This window comes from Stenotrophomonas sp. GD03819 (genome assembly GCF_029841665.1).
GTDB classification, from domain to species: Bacteria; Pseudomonadota; Gammaproteobacteria; order Xanthomonadales; family Xanthomonadaceae; genus Stenotrophomonas; species Stenotrophomonas geniculata.
In genome coordinates this window covers 24,183-42,581 of the sequence record NZ_JAOCEW010000026.1, presented here as the reverse complement: position 1 = coordinate 42,581, position 18,399 = coordinate 24,183, and the positions used below count along the sequence as shown (strand labels likewise).

The window sequence follows — 18,399 nt, the reverse complement described above, 5'->3', positions numbered from 1 at the left end:
CGGCAACAACCTGAGTAGTCGAAAATGTCGAAGACCCATGAAATCAAGGTCACCAAGCGTGAACTGCAGCGTAAGGGTGCGAGCCGCCGCCTGCGTCACGCCGGTGTGATCCCGGCCATCGTGTACGGCGGCAACGCCGAGCCGGTCGCCATCAGCCTGGACCACAACGAAATCTGGCTGGCCCAGCAGAACGAGTGGTTCTATGCCTCGATCCTGGACCTGAACCTGGACGGCCAGGTGCAGAAGGTCCTGCTGCGTGACATGCAGCGCCACCCGTACAAGCAGCTGATCATGCACCTGGACTTCCAGCGCGTGAACGAGAACGAAGCCCTGACCGCTTCGGTCCCGCTGCACTTCGTCAACGAAGACACCTCGCCGGCCGGCAAGGCTGCCGACGTCGTGGTCACCCACGAACTGAAGGAAGTGACCATCACCTGCCTGCCGAAGGACCTGCCGGAGTCGATCGAAGTCGACCTGGGCGAGCTGAAGGCCGGTGACGTGGTGTACCTGTCCAACATCAAGCTGCCGAAGGGCGTGGAAATCCCGGCCCTGGCGCTGGGCAAGGACCACGACGACGCCATCGTCACCGCCAAGGCCGGCAAGGCCGACGAGGCTGACGAAGAAGCGGCTGCCGCCGAGTAATACCGTTACGGTGCCTGCCTCCGGGCAGGCACCGTACTGGAAGGAACCATGGCAGGACTGCGACTGATCGTCGGTCTGGGCAACCCCGGATCGGAACACGCCCGGACCCGGCACAATGCCGGGTTTCATTTCGTTGAGGCCCTGGCGGAAAAAGCCGGTGCGCGATGGAATGTGGACAGCAAGCTGTTCGGCGAGACCGCCAAGGTCGAGATCGCCGGGCAGACGGTGTGGCTGCTCAAGCCCGCCACCTTCATGAACCTCAGTGGCAAGTCGGTCACCGCCGCGCAGCGGTTCTGGAAGATCGAGCCGGAAGAGACCCTGCTGGCCCATGACGAACTGGACCTGGCGCCCGGTGTGGCGCGGCTGAAGTTCGACGGTGGCCACGGTGGCCAGAACGGCCTGCGTGACACCATCCGCCTGCTCGGTCACGGCAAGTTCCATCGCCTGCGCGTGGGCATCGGCCATCCCGGCCACAAGGACCGCGTGGTGGGTTGGGTGCTCGGCCGCCCGTCCAAGGACGACGACGTGCTGATCGCGCGCGCCATCGACGATGCGATCGACGTCATGCCGCTGGCGGTACAGGGCGATTTCAGCGAAGCGATGAAGCGCCTGCACACTCCGAAGTAACCCGCTTTGGGTAGGTGCCAACCTTCCCGATTCCGGTGCGTGCCAACCTTGGTTGGCACACAATGATCGACACCGAGATGGATTGGCCAAGCAGCGCGCGCGCTGTTTCACCAATCACTTTCACCCCAGAGAGCTGTCACCCATGGGTATCAAATGCGGCATCGTCGGCCTGCCCAACGTCGGCAAGTCGACCCTGTTCAATGCGCTGACCAAGGCGGGTATCGCCGCGGCGAACTTCCCGTTCTGCACCATCGAGCCGAACGTCGGCATCGTGCCGGTGCCGGATCCGCGCCTGAACGAGCTGGCAGCGATCATCAACCCGCAGAAGGTCATCCCGACCGCGGTCGAGTTCGTCGACATCGCCGGCCTGGTGGCCGGTGCCGCCAGCGGTGAGGGCCTGGGCAACAAGTTCCTGGCGCACATCCGCGAAGTCGATGCGATCACCCACGTGGTGCGCTGCTTCGAGCACGGCGACATCGTGCACGTGGCCGGCAAGGTCGATCCGATCTCGGACATCGAAACCATCGACACCGAGCTGGCGCTGGCCGACCTGGACAGTGTCGAGAAGGCGCTGAACCGTGCCGAGCGTGCGGCCAAGGGCGGCGACAAGGACGCAGCGGCGCGCAAGCCGGTGCTGGCCAAGCTGCAGGCGGCGCTGTCGGATGGCAAGGCTGGCCGTTCGGTGGGCCTGGACGACGAAGAGAAGGCGCTGGTCCGTGACCTGTTCCTGCTGACCCTGAAGCCGGTGATGTACATCGCCAACGTGCTGGAAGACGGTTTCGAGAACAACCCGCACCTGGAAGCCGTGCGCGCGCATGCCGCCGCCGAAGGCGCGCAGGTGGTGCCGGTGTCGGCCGCGATCGAAGAAGAGCTGTCCCAGCTCGACGACGAAGACCGCGATACCTTCCTGGCGGACCTGGGCCTGAGCGAGCCGGGCCTGAACCGCGTGATCAACGCAGCCTACAGCCTGCTGGGCCTGCAGACCTACTTCACCGCAGGCGTGAAGGAAGTCCGCGCGTGGACCGTGCGCAAGGGCGCCACCGCTCCGCAGGCTGCCGCGGTCATCCACACCGACTTCGAGAAGGGCTTCATCCGCGCCGAAACCATCGCGTATGACGACTTCATCAAGTACAAGGGCGAAGCCGGTGCCAAGGAAGCCGGTCGCCTGCGCCTGGAAGGCAAGGAGTACCGCGTGCAGGAAGGCGACATCCTGCACTTCCGCTTCAACGTCTGATCCAGCGGCATCGGATCGCCCCCGGGCGCCCCGCCTTGTGCGGGGCGTTCGCGTTTCTGGCACCGCCGCCGGTGGCTGGCGAAAAAATGACCATGCATTGAAACGCTTGCGCGGCAAGACTCGCGCTCACTTGTCCACACCAAACCCCCACCACTTTCCACGCGCGGTGTGGAAAACCCGGTATGCCGCTATAGGGCGGAGCCCATGCTCGGCTGATGCCGGCCGGAGCCGAGCATGGACTCGGTTCTGCAGGGCTTGTCCGCGGAGCGTGGATAAATATTCGCCATGCTTCCAAACGCCTGCGTGGCAACACTCACAGCCACTTGTCCACACCTAGTTCCCATTGCTCTCCACGTCCGGTGTGGAAAACGATCGAAGGGCATGGACAAAAAATCACCACGTCCGGAAATGCCTGTGAGACAAGGATCGCGCCCACTTGTCCACACCAAGTTCCCATCGCTTTCCACGTGCGGTGTGGAAAACCCGCGTGGCCCGCTCTGGTAGTCGCCCACCTTGGTGGGCGCGTGGCATATCAGTGTCCACCAAGGTGGGCATCTACCAGAGCCAGGTTCCCAAACAACAAGGCCCGCCAATGGCGGGCCCCGTCGTCCACGTCCTGCGTAACCGCGCTTACAATGCGCTGCCACCGAACTTGTGGGTGTACTGCAGGTTGATGGTGCGGCCGACGCTGTCGAACCAGGACACGTCGTAATACGGATACGCGGTGTAGGTGGCGTCCTTCGGCGGCATCTTGTTGAAGACGTTCACCACCGACAGCGACAGGCGCGAGTGGTCGTCGAAGCGGTACTGCACCGATGCGTTGTAGCGGTAGGTTGCCTTGATGTACGGGCTGTCACCGCTGTCCCAGTCGAAGGTCTGGGCGTAGCTGTCATAGGTCGGCAGCTTGCCCAGGCGCGAGCCATAGACCGTGGCCGACCACGCCTCCTTCTCCCAGGTCACGCTCAGGCTGGTCTTGGTGCGCGGAATATCGAAACCGCTGTTGACCGCGAACTGATCTTCGACGGGGTCACCGGGGTAGCGCTGGAAATCGTGCTTCTTCACCCAGGTGTGGGTGCCGTTGAGGATGAAATCACCGATGCCGGTCTGCAGGCGGTAGCGCAGGCCGACATCGATGCCGGAGGTGGACTCGCGGGCAACGTTGATTGGGGCCACGCGCACGCCATACAGGCGGCCGTCGCTGGTGCGGGTGATGCGGTCGAGTGCATCCACGCAGGTCGGCGAATTGATGTCGGCGCTGCCGAGGCGGCAGTTCGCTTCACTGGCCAGTATCGTGCGCACGTCCATGTCCTGCACCTGCTTGCGCATGTCGATGTCGAACCAGTCCACCGAGAGGTCCAGGCCAATCGCGGGCGACCAGACGAAGCCGGCACTCCACGAGATGCTGGTTTCCGGATCGAGCTGGCGATTGCCGGTGCGGCTGCGGATGATGCTGACGTCTTCGTCGCATTCGGTGCCATTGGCGCGACAGTCGTACAGATCGACTACGTCAGTCTCGTCGTTGCCCGGGCCGGCGAACACGTAGTGCAGGTCCGGTGCGCGGAACGCGGTGCCATACGAACCGCGTACCAGCAGGGTGTCGATCGGGCGCCATTCCAGGCCACCGCTCCAGGTCGCCTTGCCGATGGTGTGGCCGGAATAGCGGTACTGGTCGTAGCGGCCTGCCACGCTCAGGTTGACCGTCTCGTGCAGCGGCATGCGCAGCTCGGCCGCCGTGGCCCAGCGGTTGCGCGAACCGTTGCCGTCCGAATCCTTCCAGCTGTAGTAGTAGTACTGGGTCGCCAGCGGATCGGGATTGAGCGAGTACGCCTGCTGGCCCACTTCCACGGTCGCGGCGAAGCCGGCGTCACCGCCCGGCAGGCCGAACAGCGCGGAATTGGTCAGCGTGAACGCAGCGGTCTCGGTGCGCGACTTCGGGGTGTAGGTGGTACGCGCCGCGATCGAGTCGTACTCGGCGCGGGTCAGTGGCCGGTACAGGCGTGACGGATCGGCGTTGTAGATCGGGTAGCCGTCGTCGTCCACGCCCAGTTGCGGACCCAGGAACAGGTCATTGGCCTTGGCGGCGATGATCTTCGCCCAGCTGATCCGTGACTGGTACTGCGAGTGGCTCAGCGCAGCCTCGTAGTCCCAGTTGCCGGTCAGGTTGCCCTTGAAACCGGTGGTCACGCTGAAGGTCTTCTGCGTGCTGCGCACCATGCCGTTGCGCAGGCCGCCCATCTCCTCGGGCGAAAACTGGCGGCTCCAGGATTCGATCTGTTGATCAGGGTCTCCGATGGCCATGTTCCTGAAGTAGCCCGCCTCATTGCCGTCGGCGCCCATGTGGCCCCAGTTGGTGACGTCGCGCATCAGCGACATCGTGTGATAGCCCAGCTGCACATCGGCAAACCACTGCTGGCCGTTGTCGAAGTCGTAGCTGAGCGAAGCGTACCCGTTGGCGCCACGGCGCTTGCTGAGGATGGTGCCGTAGCCGATCGACGTGTCACTGCCGCAGTACCAGCCTGAGCGTGGACGGTAGGCGTGATAGGTACTGCCCTGGTTCTGCCCGGCCAGTGCTTCGCAGGTCGCTGCGCCTGGGTCCAGGTAGGCGTCGTTGTAGTCCGTGCGCAGATAGGCGCGGCGAGCGGCACGCGTACGTTCAGTCGGTGCGTCCTGGGTCGAATCCTGGATGTCGCGCTCGTACGCCCACAGCGGGCTCTGCGACTGCAGCTCGACGCTGTACACCGCGTTGAAATTGCCGCGGCTGAAACCGCTGGCCAGGCTCATGTCGAACGAGTCGCCACCGCCTTCGCTGGTGGTGCCCATGCGCATGTCGATCGTGGTGCCGTCGGCCTTCTTCTTCAGGATGAAGTTGACCACGCCGGCGATCGCGTCCGAGCCGTAGATGGCCGAGGCGCTGCCGGTCAGCACTTCGATGCGCTCGATCATCCCCAACGGGATGTTGGAGACATCGGTGAAGTTGCTGCGGCCCTTGAACGGCATCGGGAAGTCGGCGATGCGGCGGCCATTGACCAGCACCAGCGTGTGATTCGGGCCCAGGCCGCGCAGGTCCACCTGCTGGGCGCCCGGCGAGAAGTCAGCGCCACTGGAGGACTGCTGGCTCTGGGTCTCCCCCCCGTTCTGGGTCATCGCGCGCAGCACGTCCGGCACGGTGGTAAAGCCGCTGGAGCGGATCTGCTCGGCGCTGATCACCGTGATCGGGGCGGGGCCTTCGACCTGGGCGCGCGGAATGCGCGAACCGGTGACCTGCACCGCGTCCAGTTGTTGAACCGAAGAGGAAGCCGGTGCCTGGGCCGCCGCGGAAGCAGCCACGCCCATCAACGCCAGCTGGATCGACCACGCCATCGCCTTTCTACGCATGAGGAATTCTCGGAAATGAAGCCGGCCCGCAGAGGAGGGGCCCTGTCTCCCATTCAGATTTCCGGAATGGGCGCGCGCATTTAACGCCTTTTTCATGCCCTTGACTACCGGACCCCTATCTGGCAAAGAGTGAAAACGCTTGCAAGTCGATTTTGTTCAGGGAGATCAAGATGCGACGCCTCCATCGGACCCTGCGTGCCCCCTTCGCCTGGCTGGCGCTGCTGGTGTTGGCCGTGCCGTTGGCCGCCCTTGCGCAGGACCTGCAGGGCCCGGGTTTCGCCTACTACGAAGCCGGGGATCTCGACGCACCCCGGCCCGGTCCGCGCGCGCCGGCCATGATGCTGATGGGCGGTGGCGAATGGGTGCCGGAAGCCTTCCATTGGTGGCTGAAGCAGGCTGGCAATGGCCGCGTGCTGATCCTGCGCGCTTCTGGCAGTGACGAACTGCAGGACCGCCTGTATCGCGAGATCGGCGGGGCCACCGCAGTGCAGACGCTGGTGTTCGACAATCGCCGTGGCGCCGATGATCCCGCGGTGCTGCGCGTGGTGGCTGCAGCCGATGCCATCTTCATCGCCGGCGGCGACCAGTCCCGCTACATCCGCTTCTGGAAGGGCACCGCGCTCAACCGCGCGCTCAACGCCCATGTGCGCGCCGGCAAGCCGATTGCCGGTACCAGCGCTGGGCTCGCCATCCTCGGTGGCTATGCCTACGGCGCGATGGACGGCGGCAGCATCACCTCCGCCGGTGCGCTGGCCGACCCGATGGGCAGTGCGGTGACCATGGACAGTGGCTTCCTGCAGATGCCCTACCTGCAGCGCGTGGTCACCGACACCCACTTCGACAAGCGCGATCGGCTTGGCCGCCTGATCGTGTTCGTGGCGCGCGCTGCCCAGGACAGTGGCAACCCCGACATCGTCGGCATCGGCGTCGACGAAGACACTGCCCTGTGCGTGGAGCCCGATGGCCAGGCACAGGTCTACAGTGCTGACGGCGAGGGCAAGGTCTGGGTGGTCAGCCCCGGCCGCGATGCCGACCGCCTGGTCGAAGGCGAGCCGCTGCGCTTCCACGCGGTGCCGGTAACGGTGGTCGCCAGCGGCAGCCGCATGCGCCTGGATGACTTCCAGGCCGAGGCCGACTACCAGGCCGTGGCCGACGTCAGCGACGGCGAGATCGAAGTCATCCGCCAGTGACCCGGCGATCCTGTGGCCACGCATGGGATGCTGTAGAGCCGAGCCCGCGCTCGGCTGCCTTTCAACCGAGGCATCAGCCGAGCATGGGCTCGGCTCTACGATGATGCCTCCCTTGCCCGCCTGCTGGAGACGTACCCGATGAAACTGCGCCTGGCGCTGTCCGCACTGTTGTCCCTGCCCACGCTTGTCCAGGCTGCACCGGCGGCTTCGCCGCTGCTGGTCATCCACGGCGGCGCTGGCGTCGAGCGCAAGGACCTGTCGCCGGCCGAGGAGAAGGCCGCACGTGACGCGCTGCGGGCGGCCCTGTTGAAGGGGCATGCGGAGCTGGCAGCGGGTCGCCCCGCGCTGGCCGCTGTCACCGCCGCGATCACCGTGCTGGAGGACGATCCCACCTTCAACGCCGGCAAGGGCGCGGTGTTCACCCACGACGGCCACAACGAGCTGGATGCGGCCGTCATGGACGGCGCGAGCCAGGCGGCGGGCGCGGTGGCGGGCGTGCAGCGGGTGCGCAACCCGATCCTGCTGGCGCAGACCGTGATGCAGAAGTCCAGGCATGTGATGATGGTCGGGCAGGGCGCCGAAGCCTTCGCGGTCGAGCAGGGCATTTCTCTGGTCGATCCCTCCTACTTCCGTACGGAAAAGCGCTGGCAGCAGCTGCAGCGTGCACTGAAGGAAGAAGCCGACGGCCAGGCGCATGCCGATCTGGAGACCGCAAAGCACTTCGGGACCGTCGGTGCAGTCGCATTGGATGCACAGGGGCACCTGGCCGCTGGTACTTCCACTGGCGGCATGACCAACAAGCGCTATGGGCGCGTGGGTGATTCGCCGATCATCGGCGCCGGTACCTGGGCTGACGCGCGATGTGCGGTGTCTGGCACCGGCTGGGGCGAGTACTACATCCGTACTGCCGCCGCGCACGAGATCTGCGCGCGCATGCGTTACCAGGGGCAGAGCCCGGAGCAGGCCGGCAAGGGCGTGATCAACGAGACGATTCCGCAGATGGGCGGCGATGGCGGTGCGATCGTGCTCGGCGCAGATGGAAAAATGGCCACGCCGTTCAACACCCAGGGCATGTATCGGGGCTGGATTGGCGGCGACGGTGTCCCTCATGTCGCAATTTTCGCCAGCGAGACCCTGCCGGTCCCCGGGCAATAACCTTGCGTATCAATGGGTTTGCGACAGTGTGTGAAAAAAGTGGAAAAAAGCGTTGACAGCCCCCCGTCCCATCAGCAGAATAAGCGGCTCACCACCACACACCGCAACGCTTCGGCGGCAACGGAATGGGGTGGTAAGGAGGGATACCCAAGCGGCCAACGGGGGCAGACTGTAAATCTGCTGGCTTACGCCTTCGGTGGTTCGAATCCACCTCCCTCCACCAGTTTCACGTTGTGACATTCCCGGCGCGGGAGTAGTTCAATGGTAGAACCTCAGCCTTCCAAGCTGATGGTGCGGGTTCGATTCCCGTCTCCCGCTCCATTGAATGAACTTTGAATATTATCGAGTTCATGTCATAATGCAAAACTCGGCTCACGTAGCTCAGTCGGTAGAGCACTTCCTTGGTAAGGAAGAGGTCGAAGGTTCGATTCCTTTCGTGAGCACCATCTTAAGCATCACCTCTCAGACGAATTCGAGATAAGCAGCCATGGCCAAGGGTAAGTTCGAGCGCACCAAGCCGCACGTCAATGTCGGCACCATCGGTCACGTCGACCACGGCAAGACCACGCTGACCGCTGCACTGACCAAGATCGGTGCCGAGCGCTTCGGTGGCGAGTTCAAGGACTACTCCTCGATCGACGCCGCGCCGGAAGAAAAGGCTCGTGGTATCACGATCTCGACCGCGCACGTCGAATACGAATCCCCGATCCGTCACTACGCCCACGTTGACTGCCCGGGCCACGCTGACTACGTCAAGAACATGATCACCGGTGCCGCCCAGATGGATGGCGCGATCCTGGTGTGCTCGGCCGCTGACGGCCCGATGCCGCAGACCCGCGAGCACATCCTGCTGTCGCGTCAGGTCGGCGTGCCGTACATCGTCGTGTTCCTGAACAAGGCCGACATGGTTGACGACGCCGAGCTGCTCGAGCTGGTCGAGATGGAAGTGCGTGAACTGCTGAGCAAGTACGAGTTCCCGGGCGACGACACCCCGATCATCGCCGGTTCGGCCCGCCTGGCGCTGGAAGGCGACCAGAGCGACATCGGCGTGCCGGCCATCCTGAAGCTGGTCGACGCCCTGGACAGCTGGATCCCGGAGCCGGAGCGCGCGATCGACAAGCCGTTCCTGATGCCGGTGGAAGACGTGTTCTCGATCTCGGGCCGCGGCACCGTGGTGACCGGTCGTATCGAGCGCGGCGTGATCAAGGTTGGCGACGAAATCGAAATCGTCGGCATCCGTCCGGTGCAGAAGACCACCGTGACCGGCGTTGAAATGTTCCGCAAGCTGCTGGACCAGGGTCAGGCAGGCGACAACGCTGGCCTGCTGCTGCGCGGCACCAAGCGTGACGACGTCGAGCGTGGCCAGGTCCTGGCCAAGCCGGGCACGATCAAGCCGCACACCAAGTTCGAAGGCGAAGTCTACGTCCTGTCGAAGGACGAAGGTGGCCGTCACACCCCGTTCTTCAACGGCTACCGTCCGCAGTTCTACTTCCGCACCACCGACATCACCGGCGCAGCTGCACTGCCGGAAGGCGTCGAAATGGTGATGCCGGGTGACAACGTCAAGATGGTCGTCACCCTGATCAACCCGGTGGCAATGGACGAAGGCCTGCGCTTCGCCATCCGCGAAGGCGGCCGTACTGTCGGCGCCGGCGTGGTCTCGAAGATCATCGAGTAAGCCTGCAGTACCGGTGGTTGCATAGCGCCGCCGGTTACGCGAATGGCGGGCCGGGAACCTCGGTCCGCCTTCGCCGTCTAAGGGAAGGCAAGTTTCAATACGTACGCCAGTAGCTCAATTGGCAGAGCAGCGGTCTCCAAAACCGCAGGTTGGGGGTTCGAGTCCCTCCTGGCGTGCCATCTGCCCACCTTATCCAGCGGCCTGGGCCGCTAAAGCAGACACAGCCGGATGAATAGCAAGATCGAACACTCCAAGGACAACTCCGCCAATGGCGGGGATATCGTCAAGTACGTCGCCGCATCGCTGCTGGTGCTGGCTGGTCTGTTCGTCTGGTTCTGGTTCTCCGCCGACTCCGGTCGCGCCACCCAGCTGGGTGCGTGGGCGGGTCAGCTGCGTGCGTTGGCGGTTGTAGTCGGTCTGGTTGGCGGTATCGGCGTATTCATGCTGACCGGCAAGGGGCGCGACACCCGCGAATTCCTCTCCGAGTCGCGCTTCGAACTGCGCAAGGTGGTCTGGCCGACGCGCCAGGAAGCCATCCGCATGACCTGGGTCGTGATGGTGGTGGTAACCATTCTCAGCCTGCTGCTGGGTGGGTTCGATTACGTCATTCAGTGGCTGATTCAGCTGTTCCTGAGCCGCTAAGGAGAATTGCATGAAGCGTTGGTACGTCGTTCACGCCTATTCGGGCTTCGAGAAGTCGGTGGCGCAGGCTCTGCGCGATCGCATCGTCCGTGACGGCATGGAAGAGCGCTTCGGCGATGTCCTGGTCCCGACCGAAGAAGTGGTGGAGATGCGCGCTGGCCAGAAGCGCCGCTCCGAGCGCAAGTTCTTCCCGGGTTACGTGCTGGTCCAGATCGAGACCCACGAAGAAGCCGGTATTCCGCGCATCGACAACGAAAGCTGGCACCTGGTCAAGGAAACCCCGCGCGTCATGGGCTTCATCGGCGGCACGGCCGACCGTCCGCTGCCGATCGCCGATTCCGAGGCCGAAGCCATCCTGAACCGCGTTCAGGAAGGCGTCGAGAAGCCGCGTCCGAAGGTGCTGTTCGAGCCGGGCCAGATGGTCCGCGTCACCGACGGCCCGTTCAACGATTTCAATGGCGTCGTCGAAGAGGTCAACTACGAGAAGAGCCGTCTGCGCGTCTCGGTGCTGATCTTCGGCCGTGCCACTCCGGTCGAACTCGAGTTCGGCCAGGTCGAAAAGGCCGTCTGATCCAGTTGTAGAGTCGAGCCATGCTCGACTCCGGACAAGAAACCGGGCTTGGCCCGGTTTCTCTCGTTTACGTGCCGCTTCAGGCATGTGAAGAAAAAACCTGATATAGTGCGCGGCTCCCCGCTGGGAAGCCAGCAGGACGAGGCCGCCGCAAGGTGGCCTTCAGCATGATTTCAAAACGCGATGCCGGGACGCGTGATTCCCGGTCCGATGGGGAGCCTGTTGTCGAAAGGCGCTAGCACCCGGAGAGTACTCACATGGCAAAGAAAGTTGTCGGTTACATCAAGCTGCAGGTGAAGGCCGGTCAGGCCAACCCCTCGCCGCCGGTCGGTCCTGCGCTGGGTCAGCGCGGTCTGAACATCATGGAATTCTGCAAGGCGTTCAACGCTGCCACGCAGAAGCTCGAGCCGGGCCTGCCGGTTCCGGTGATCATCACGGCCTACTCGGACCGTACGTTCACCTTCATCACCAAGAGCACCCCGGCCACCACCCTGCTGAAGAAGGCCGCTGGCATCTCGTCGGGCTCCAAGCGCCCGAACACCGAGAAGGTCGGCAAGGTCACCCGTAAGCAGCTGGAAGAGATCGCCAAGGCGAAGGAACCGGATCTGACTGCCGCCGATCTGGACGCCGCCGTGCGTACCATCGCTGGCTCTGCCCGTTCCATGGGCCTCGTGGTGGAGGGTTAATAAGATGGCACAGACCAAGCGTGAGAAGGCCATCAAGGCCGCCGTCGTTCCGGGTAAGGCATACGCCTTCGAGGACGCGATCAACATCCTGAAGAGCGCCACCAAGGCCAAGTTCGTCGAGTCGATCGACGTCGCTGTGCGCCTGGGCGTCGATGCGAAGAAGTCCGACCAGCAGGTCCGTGGCTCCACCGTGCTGCCGGCCGGTACCGGCAAGTCGGTCCGCGTCGCCGTGTTCGCTCCGGCCGGTGCCAAGGCTGACGAAGCCCTGGCCGCTGGCGCCGAAGCCGTCGGTATGGATGACCTGGCCGAGAAGATGCAGGCCGGCGATCTGAACTACGACGTCGTCATCGCGACCCCGGACGCCATGCGCGTCGTCGGTAAGCTGGGCACCGTGCTGGGCCCGCGCGGCCTGATGCCGAACCCGAAGGTCGGCACCGTTTCCCCGAACCCGGGTGAAGCCGTGAAGAACGCCAAGTCGGGTCAGGTCCGTTACCGCACCGACAAGGCCGGCATCATCCACTGCACCATCGGCAAGGCCGACTTCGCCGAAGACGCGCTGAAGTCGAACCTGACCGCGCTGCTGCTGGACCTGATCAAGGCCAAGCCGGCCACCTCGAAGGGCACCTACCTGCAGAAGGTTTCGGTCAGCTCGACGATGGGCCCGGGCGTCACCGTCGACCAGTCGTCGCTGACCCTGAAGTAATTGTTTCAAGCGGTCACGGTACCTTCGGTGCCGTGACCGTGACATTTGAAGGCATCGCTGGCAGTGCATCGCCCGCGGTAGCCGTCAAAGACCGCAGGCGCGGTCGTGGCAATACCGGCGACGGGCACGGAAGCTCGATCTGGCAAGGAGTCGCCGCCGGAGCAGTCATGAGCGCTTAATCGATTCCCCGGAATCACCCTGCGTAGATGGTGCCCTTCTGGAGTTTTTCTGGTTCACGCACGTCTGGGTTTCCCAGGTTGGCCCACTCCAGGTCTAGAACGGCCCCCCCCCGGAACATCATCCCGATGTTCCCGGCGTCCAGGACGGATGCCGCACAGGACCGCACACGGCAGGAGCCGTAAGCGGAGTTCAATAGGAGGAGTGCAATGGCTCTCAATCTGTCCCAGAAGCAAGAAGTAGTCGCCGAGCTGGCAGACGTCGCCGCCAAGGCCCACTCCTTGATCGCAGCCGAATACGCTGGCACCACGGTCGCCCAGATGACCGCGATGCGCAAGCAGGCTCGTGAAACCGGTGTTTTCTTGAAGGTTGTCAAGAACACCCTGGCTTCGCGCGCCGTTGAAGGCACCGAGTTCGCAGTCGCCCAGGACCAGATGGTTGGTCCGCTGCTGTACGCGTTCTCGCTCGAGGAGCCCGGCGCTGCCGGTCGCCTGATCAAGGAAGCCGCCAAGGGCAACGACAAGCTGAAGGCTAAGGTCGTCGCCATCGGTGGCGAAGTGTTCCCGGCAAGCCACGTCGAAGTGCTGGCCTCGCTGCCGACCCGCGACCAGGCCCTGGCCATGCTGGCCCGCGTCCTGACCGAGCCGGTCACGATGTTTGCCCGCGCCATCAAGGCCGTTGGCGAGAAGCAGGGTGGTGGCGACGTCGCCGCCGACGCTGCCGAGCCGGCCGCCGAGACCGCCTGAGTTTCGACTTACCGTGGTTCCTGACGGAACCTCAACCCAGAAAATCATCCAAAGGTATTAATCATGTCCCTTACCAACGAACAGATCGTCGACGCCATCGCCGAGAAGTCCCTGATGGAAGTGATGGAGCTGGTCAAGGCCATCGAAGAGAAGTTCGGCGTCTCCGCCGCTGCTCCGGTTGCCGTGGCTGCTGCCGCTGGCCCGGCTGCTGCTGTTGAAGAGCAGACCGAGTTCACCGTCACCCTGAAGTCGGCCGGCGACAAGAAGGTCGAAGTCATCAAGGCCGTCCGCGCCATCACCGGCCTGGGCCTGAAGGAAGCGAAGGACCTGGCCGAAGCCGGTGGCGTCCTGAAGGAAGGCGCTTCGAAGGACGACGCCGAGAAGATGAAGAAGGACCTGGAAGCTGCTGGCGCGACTGTCGAAGTCAAGTAAGCAGTTACCTTGCATCGTCACCGATTCACGGCGATGCAGCCAAGGCTGGGGGCGTAAGCCCCCGGCCTTTGGTCGTTGTTGCAGTGTTGTAGATCCACGCCACGCGTGGATGTAACGAGCGGCAAAAAGCCCAACACGGGCTGCGGTCAGACCCCGGCCGGCCAGCGCAGCGCGCGGCAGCGGGGGAGTGGATGCAGACGAGTTGGCAGTTGGAAGTAGCGGGAGAAGGCGTGCTGGTGCCGGCAATACCAGCGACTTCCAACTGACAATTTCAAGTTCCCTTCGGATCGTGGGCGCACGATCCGCACAACAAGGTGGAAGACCTCATGACGTCCTATTCGTTCACCGAAAAAAAGCGTATCCGCAAGGATTTCGGCAAGCAGCGCTCGATTCTCGAAGTGCCGTTCCTGCTCGCCATCCAGGTGGATTCCTATCGTGAATTCCTGCAGGAAAACGTCGATCCGGCCAAGCGCACGGACCACGGCCTGCACGCTGCGCTGAAGTCGGTCTTCCCGATCGCCAGCTACAGCGGCAATGCTGCCCTGGAATACGTCGGCTACAAGCTGGGCGAACCGGTCTTCGACGAGCGTGAGTGCCGCCAGCGTGGCATGAGCTACGGCGCCCCGCTGCGCGTGACCGTGCGCCTGGTGATCTACGACCGTGAGTCGTCGACCAAGGCCATCAAGTACGTGAAGGAGCAGGAGGTCTATCTGGGCGAAATCCCGCTGATGACCGAGAACGGCACCTTCATCGTCAACGGCACCGAGCGCGTCATCGTCTCGCAGCTGCACCGCTCGCCGGGTGTGTTCTTCGACCACGACCGTGGCAAGACCCACAGCTCGGGCAAGCTGCTGTACAGCGCCCGCATCATTCCTTACCGCGGTTCCTGGCTGGACTTCGAGTTCGACCCGAAGGACGCGCTGTTCACCCGTATCGACCGCCGCCGCAAGCTGCCGGTGTCGATCCTGCTGCGCGCGCTTGGCTACAGCAACGAAGAGATGCTGGCCGAGTTCTTCGAGATCAACACCTTCCACATCAACCCGGATGAAGGCGTCCAGCTGGAGCTGGTGCCGGAACGCCTGCGTGGCGAAACCCTGGGCTTTGACCTCGCCGACGGCGACAAGGTCATCGTGGAAGCCGGCAAGCGCATCACCGCGCGCCACATCAAGCAGCTGGAAGCCTCGGGCATCGCCGCCCTGGCCGTGCCGGACGACTACATCGTCGGCCGCATCCTGTCGCACGACGTGGTCGACGCCTCGACCGGCGAACTGCTGGCCCAGGCCAATGACGAGATCACCGACGAGCAGCTGCAGGCCTTCCGCAAGGCTGGCGTGGATGCCGTGGGCACCCTGTGGGTGAACGATCTGGATCGTGGCCCGTACCTGTCCAACACCCTGCGCATCGACCCGACCAAGACCCAGCTGGAAGCCCTGGTCGAGATCTACCGCATGATGCGTCCGGGCGAGCCGCCGACCAAGGACGCCGCGCAGAACCTGTTCCACAACCTGTTCTTCACCTTCGAGCGCTACGACCTGTCCGCGGTCGGCCGCATGAAGTTCAACCGTCGCGTGGGCCGCAAGGAAACCACCGGCGAAGCCGTGCTGTACGACAGCAAGTACTTCGGTGAGCGCAACGACGAAGAGTCCAAGCGCCTGGTTGCCGCCCATGGCGACAGCTCCGACATCCTGGACGTGATCAAGGTCCTGACCGAGATCCGCAACGGTCGCGGCGTGGTCGACGACATCGATCACCTGGGCAACCGTCGCGTGCGTTCGGTCGGCGAAATGGCCGAGAACGTGTTCCGCGTCGGCCTGGTCCGCGTCGAGCGCGCGGTCAAGGAGCGCCTGTCGATGGCCGAGTCCGAAGGCCTGACCCCGCAGGAGCTGATCAACGCCAAGCCGGTCGCCGCTGCCATCAAGGAGTTCTTCGGCTCCTCGCAGCTGTCGCAGTTCATGGACCAGAACAACCCGCTGTCGGAAGTGACCCACAAGCGTCGCGTCTCGGCCCTGGGCCCGGGCGGCCTGACCCGTGAGCGCGCCGGCTTCGAAGTGCGCGACGTGCACCCGACCCATTACGGCCGCGTCTGCACCATCGAAACCCCGGAAGGCCCGAACATCGGCCTGATCAACTCGCTGGCCGTGTACGCCCGCACCAACCAGTACGGTTTCCTTGAGACCCCGTACCGCAAGGTCGTGGACGGCAAGGTCTATGACGAAGTCGAGTTCCTGTCGGCGATCGAAGAAAACGAGTACGTCATTGCGCAGGCCAACGCCCTGACCAATGCCGACAGCATGCTGACCGAGCAGTTCGTTCCGTGCCGCTTCCAGGGCGAATCGCTGCTGAAGCCGCCGGCGGAAGTCCACTTCATGGACGTCTCGCCGATGCAGACCGTGTCGATCGCGGCCGCGCTGGTTCCGTTCCTGGAGCACGATGACGCGAACCGCGCACTGATGGGCGCCAACATGCAGCGTCAGGCCGTGCCGACCCTGCGTGCGCAGAAGCCGCTGGTCGGTACCGGCATCGAGCGCGCCGTGGCCCGTGACTCCGGTGTGACCGTGAACGCTCGTCGTGGTGGCGAGATCGTGCAGATCGACGCCGCCCGCATCGTGGTCAAGGTCAACGAGGAAGAGATCGTTGGCGCCACCGACGCAGGCGTGGACATCTACAACCTGGTCAAGTACACCCGTTCGAACCAGAACACCTGCATCAATCAGCGTCCGCTGGTCCAGGTGGGTGACGTCATCGCCCGCGGCGACGTGCTGGCCGACGGTCCGTCCACCGACATCGGCGAACTGGCCCTGGGCCAGAACATGCTGATCGCGTTCATGCCGTGGAACGGCTACAACTTCGAAGACTCCATCCTGCTCTCCGAGCGCGTGGTGGAAGAGGATCGTTACACCACGATCCACATCGAAGAGCTGACCTGCGTTGCGCGTGACACCAAGCTGGGGCCGGAGGAAATCTCCGCCGACATCCCGAACGTCTCCGAGCAGGCGCTGAACCGCCTGGACGAGAGCGGCGTGGTGTACATCGGTGCCGAAGTCCGCGCCGGCGACATCATGGTCGGCAAGGTCACCCCGAAGGGCGAAAGCCAGCTGACCCCGGAAGAGAAGCTGCTGCGCGCGATCTTCGGCGAGAAGGCTTCGGACGTTAAGGACAGCTCGCTGCGCGTTCCGCCGGGCATGGACGGCACCGTCATCGACGTGCAGGTCTTCACCCGCGACGGCATCGAGAAGGACAAGCGCGCCCGCCAGATCGAAGAGTCTGAAATCAAGCGCGTCAAGAAGGACTTCGACGACCAGTTCCGCATTCTGGAAGCCGCCATCTACATGCGTCTGCGTTCGCAGATCGTGGGCAAGGTGGTCAACGGTGGCGCTGGCCTGAAGAAGGGGGACGTGATCAGCGACGCCTTCCTGGACGGCCTGAAGAAGGCTGACTGGTTCGCCCTGCGCATGAAGGACGAGGACGCTTCGGAAGCCATCGAGCGCGCGCAGAAGCAGATCCAGGCGCACGAGAGGGAGTTCGAGCGTCGCTTCGCCGACAAGCGCGGCAAGATCACCGCCGGTGACGACCTCGCCCCGGGCGTGCTGAAGATGGTCAAGGTATTCCTGGCCGTGAAGCGCCGCATCCAGCCGGGTGACAAGATGGCAGGCCGCCACGGCAACAAGGGTGTGGTCTCCAACGTGGTGCCGGTCGAGGACATGCCGTACATGGCCTCGGGCGAAACCGTGGACATCGTGCTGAACCCGCTGGGCGTGCCGTCGCGTATGAACATCGGCCAGATCCTGGAAGTGCACCTGGGCTGGGCCGCCAAGGGGCTGGGCCGCAAGATCCAGGCGATGATGGAGGCCCAGGCCGCCGTTGCCGACCTGCGCAAGTTCCTGGACGACATCTACAACCACGACGACACCAACGTGGCCAACCGTGTCGACCTGTCGCAGTTCAGCGACGAGGAACTGCTGCGTCTGGCCCGCAACCTGACCGACGGCGTGCCGATGGCCACTCCGGTGTTCGACGGCGCCACCGAAGCGGAAATCAAGCGCATGCTGGAACTGGCCGACCTGCCGAGCAGTGGCCAGACCCAGCTGTACGACGGCCGCACCGGTGAAGCGTTCGATCGCCACACCACCGTGGGTTACATGCACTACCTGAAGCTGAACCACCTGGTCGACGACAAGATGCACGCCCGTTCGACCGGTCCGTACTCGCTCGTCACCCAGCAGCCGCTGGGCGGCAAGGCGCAGTTCGGCGGCCAGCGCTTCGGTGAAATGGAAGTCTGGGCGCTGGAAGCCTACGGCGCGGCCTACACCCTGCAGGAAATGCTGACGGTGAAGTCCGATGACGTGCAGGGCCGCAACCAGATGTACAAGAACATCGTCGACGGTGAGCACGAGATGGTCGCGGGCATGCCGGAATCCTTCAACGTGCTCGTGAAGGAAATCCGCTCGCTGGCCATCAACATGGAACTGGAAGACAACTGATCCATGCCGGCGCGGCGGTCCGCCGCCGCGCCGCTGGCAGTGAACTGAAAGCCCATCGAC

At 64.0% G+C, this 18,399-nt stretch carries 14 protein-coding genes and 4 tRNA genes; 17 read left to right on the top strand and 1 reads right to left on the bottom strand.

What is annotated here, in order from left to right; genetic code table 11:
• The first annotated feature begins 24 nt into the window (after positions 1 to 24).
• The 3 genes from N5D45_RS15860 (at position 25) to ychF (ending at position 2,503) form a co-directional block, all read left to right on the top strand.
• Positions 25 to 642, top strand: a complete 618-nt coding sequence (locus N5D45_RS15860) for a 50S ribosomal protein L25/general stress protein Ctc (RefSeq protein WP_010481743.1) — start codon at positions 25 to 27, stop codon at positions 640 to 642.
• A gap of 48 nt (positions 643 to 690) precedes the next feature.
• Entirely contained in the window at positions 691 to 1,269 is a 579-nt protein-coding gene (gene pth, locus N5D45_RS15855) for an aminoacyl-tRNA hydrolase (protein WP_008268208.1), read from the top strand.
• A 142-nt stretch (positions 1,270 to 1,411) separates the two neighbouring features.
• Entirely contained in the window at positions 1,412 to 2,503 is a 1,092-nt protein-coding gene (ychF, locus tag N5D45_RS15850; protein ID WP_043403185.1) for a redox-regulated ATPase YchF, read from the top strand.
• Between the two features lie 630 nt (positions 2,504 to 3,133).
• On the opposite strand, the gene N5D45_RS15845 is transcribed toward ychF, so the two are convergent.
• Positions 3,134 to 5,878, bottom strand: coding sequence for a TonB-dependent receptor (locus tag N5D45_RS15845; RefSeq protein WP_279939264.1), 2,745 nt, complete (start codon positions 5,876 to 5,878; stop codon positions 3,134 to 3,136).
• Between the two features lie 170 nt (positions 5,879 to 6,048).
• Between N5D45_RS15845 and N5D45_RS15840 the strand changes: the two genes are divergently transcribed.
• From N5D45_RS15840 to rpoB, 14 genes are all read left to right on the top strand, one after another.
• Positions 6,049 to 7,068, top strand: a complete 1,020-nt coding sequence (locus N5D45_RS15840) for a cyanophycinase (protein WP_100448534.1) — start codon at positions 6,049 to 6,051, stop codon at positions 7,066 to 7,068.
• 138 nt (positions 7,069 to 7,206) lie between these two features.
• Positions 7,207 to 8,223, top strand: coding sequence for an isoaspartyl peptidase/L-asparaginase (locus tag N5D45_RS15835; protein WP_279939262.1), 1,017 nt, complete (start codon positions 7,207 to 7,209; stop codon positions 8,221 to 8,223).
• Between the two features lie 137 nt (positions 8,224 to 8,360).
• Positions 8,361 to 8,446: transfer RNA gene (locus tag N5D45_RS15830), tRNA-Tyr, on the top strand.
• Between the two features lie 24 nt (positions 8,447 to 8,470).
• Positions 8,471 to 8,544: transfer RNA gene (locus tag N5D45_RS15825), tRNA-Gly, on the top strand.
• 49 nt (positions 8,545 to 8,593) lie between these two features.
• Positions 8,594 to 8,669, top strand: a tRNA-Thr gene (locus tag N5D45_RS15820).
• Between the two features lie 41 nt (positions 8,670 to 8,710).
• The gene (gene tuf, locus N5D45_RS15815) at positions 8,711 to 9,901 is read left to right on the top strand and encodes an elongation factor Tu (protein WP_014036096.1); all 1,191 of its coding nucleotides are present in this window, start codon (positions 8,711 to 8,713) and stop codon (positions 9,899 to 9,901) included.
• Between the two features lie 103 nt (positions 9,902 to 10,004).
• A tRNA-Trp gene (locus N5D45_RS15810) sits at positions 10,005 to 10,080 on the top strand.
• A 49-nt stretch (positions 10,081 to 10,129) separates the two neighbouring features.
• On the top strand, positions 10,130 to 10,543 hold the full coding sequence (gene secE / locus N5D45_RS15805; RefSeq protein ID WP_010480389.1) for a preprotein translocase subunit SecE: 414 nt from the start codon (positions 10,130 to 10,132) through the stop codon (positions 10,541 to 10,543).
• A 10-nt stretch (positions 10,544 to 10,553) separates the two neighbouring features.
• On the top strand, positions 10,554 to 11,114 hold the full coding sequence (nusG, locus tag N5D45_RS15800) for a transcription termination/antitermination protein NusG (RefSeq protein WP_004154362.1): 561 nt from the start codon (positions 10,554 to 10,556) through the stop codon (positions 11,112 to 11,114).
• 257 nt (positions 11,115 to 11,371) lie between these two features.
• Positions 11,372 to 11,800 (top strand): 50S ribosomal protein L11, encoded by a 429-nt coding sequence (gene rplK, locus N5D45_RS15795; protein WP_004145248.1) that lies wholly within the window; start codon positions 11,372 to 11,374, stop codon positions 11,798 to 11,800.
• A gap of 4 nt (positions 11,801 to 11,804) precedes the next feature.
• Entirely contained in the window at positions 11,805 to 12,503 is a 699-nt protein-coding gene (gene rplA, locus N5D45_RS15790; RefSeq protein ID WP_004154350.1) for a 50S ribosomal protein L1, read from the top strand.
• A 386-nt stretch (positions 12,504 to 12,889) separates the two neighbouring features.
• The gene (gene rplJ, locus N5D45_RS15785; RefSeq protein WP_010480377.1) at positions 12,890 to 13,426 is read left to right on the top strand and encodes a 50S ribosomal protein L10; all 537 of its coding nucleotides are present in this window, start codon (positions 12,890 to 12,892) and stop codon (positions 13,424 to 13,426) included.
• A 63-nt stretch (positions 13,427 to 13,489) separates the two neighbouring features.
• A complete protein-coding gene (gene rplL / locus N5D45_RS15780) occupies positions 13,490 to 13,858 on the top strand; it encodes a 50S ribosomal protein L7/L12 (protein ID WP_010480374.1) in 369 nt (122 codons plus the stop codon).
• A gap of 326 nt (positions 13,859 to 14,184) precedes the next feature.
• A complete protein-coding gene (rpoB, locus tag N5D45_RS15775; protein WP_279939260.1) occupies positions 14,185 to 18,339 on the top strand; it encodes a DNA-directed RNA polymerase subunit beta in 4,155 nt (1,384 codons plus the stop codon).
• The last annotated feature ends 60 nt before the right edge of the window (positions 18,340 to 18,399 follow it).